The following is a 1515-nucleotide window of genomic DNA, read 5'->3' on the forward strand; positions in this document are numbered from 1 at the left end:
GTGTTGATCAGCGCATCGCCGCCCTTGGCCTTGATGGCGGCGTCCTGAGCGCGCACGAAACGGCTGTTCTGGCCAATCGGGATAACGCCGAACAGCATGATGCCGGTGGCGCTGGCTTCACTGTGGCCCAAAACGGTGTATTGGCTGCTGTCGTATTGCGGGGATTTGATCGCGGTACCGGTGCAACCTGCGAGGGTGAAACCCAGAACTGCTGCTGCAACCACTTTACTGACGTACTTCACTCGTAACTCCATGAACTCAATCCCGGGATCCAATTCCCGGGGGGGCGACACTCTAATCGCTCAGCTGGCAGATTGAAATCAGCCAGCCAAGGTTTCACTTTCACGCCTGCACATACACCCAGGCTGTCAGGCCAGAGGCCAGCGCCACCGAGACGCGCTTGTAGTCCGACACTTCATAGGCATCGGCTGCTGCCAGTTCCTGCTCGGTGATCTGAAAGACCATGCCTTCGACGCTGCAGCCGCTTTCGCTGGTAGGCGCGACGATGGGGTGATGGGTCTTGCCACTGGTGGCCAGTACTTGCGGGTCGGTGATTTCGACCCAGCTTTGCGAATAGCCGAGCATCGCGTCTTGCTGGCCGACCAATTCCCGGCCGAAGTTGGCGAGCTGCACGGACTTGTCCTGCAAGGTGCCGTAGGAAAACAACAGCACGGGGTATTCGGTGGAGCGTTCCATTTCTGTTTCCTAAGCGAGTAAGTCTTCGTAGAAGGCGCCGTAAGGCAGGGTGGGGTGGGCAATCTGGATTTCCAGGATCCACAGCCCGGCATTCGGGTAGTGCTCGAAATCCCCCAGGTCGCCACCGCGATGGATGGCGTGGGGGAAGTCGCTGACGCGGTGGCCCTTGATGTCGAGGTTTAACTGCCAGCCCATGGCCTGCGCCTGCTCTTCGGCGTAGCGGTAAAGTTCAAGGCCCGCGACCTGATCGTTTTTCCAGCGCGATTGTACGCGGTCGAACAGTTCCTTGGCGGCGTCGGTGCAGGCGATCATGTCCGGGTCGTTGCCGGTAGTGAACGTCGCACCGGCGTCGCCTTCGTGGCCTTGCCACACGGCGCCCATGTCGATGAAGAAGATATCGTGTTCACCCAATACCGGGTCGCCGTCGGAGCGTTGCTTGAAGGTCTTGAGGGTATTGGCGCCGAAGCGCACCAGCAGCGGATGCCAGATGCGTTGCATGTCGAGGCTGGCGAGCACTTGCTTGCCCAACTCGCGGGCCTCGGACTCGAGCATGCCGGGACGGATGCGCTGGGCGAGTTGTTCGATGGCTTGCCAGGTCATGGCCTGGGCGTAGCGCATGGAGTCGATGCTGTAGGCGGTGCCCACAGCTTCCTTGGGTTGTGCGGTCACCGGTGTTTCCTCGAATTGGGCTGCGCGGATCGTTATGCGTTTTACTATATAGCGATACGTTGGACGAGCCCAACTCTGAAAACACCAAGCCACCCCATGTGGGAGCGGGCTTGCCCGCGAAAGCGGTGGATCAGTCAAACATCTATCTAC

Annotated in this window: 3 protein-coding genes; all 3 read right to left on the reverse strand. The window is 59.8% G+C overall.

Going from position 1 to position 1515, the window contains the following annotated elements; all coding sequences use genetic code 11:
• On the reverse strand, window positions 1-242 hold a 242-nt coding region (locus ACRESD_RS20575), incomplete at its 3' end, for a hypothetical protein (protein WP_431752587.1).
• A 100-nt stretch (window positions 243-342) separates the two neighbouring features.
• Window positions 343-696: a gamma-glutamylcyclotransferase family protein gene (locus ACRESD_RS20580; RefSeq protein WP_431752585.1), complete on the reverse strand. Its 354-nt coding sequence runs from the start codon at window positions 694-696 to the stop codon at window positions 343-345.
• 9 nt (window positions 697-705) lie between these two features.
• Complete coding sequence (locus ACRESD_RS20585; RefSeq protein ID WP_431752586.1) at window positions 706-1365, reverse strand: M24 family metallopeptidase; 660 nt, start codon at window positions 1363-1365, stop codon at window positions 706-708.
• Window positions 1366-1515 lie beyond the last annotated feature (150 nt).

This window comes from Pseudomonas sp. (genome assembly GCF_050739995.1).
Taxonomy (GTDB): domain Bacteria; phylum Pseudomonadota; class Gammaproteobacteria; order Pseudomonadales; family Pseudomonadaceae; genus Aquipseudomonas.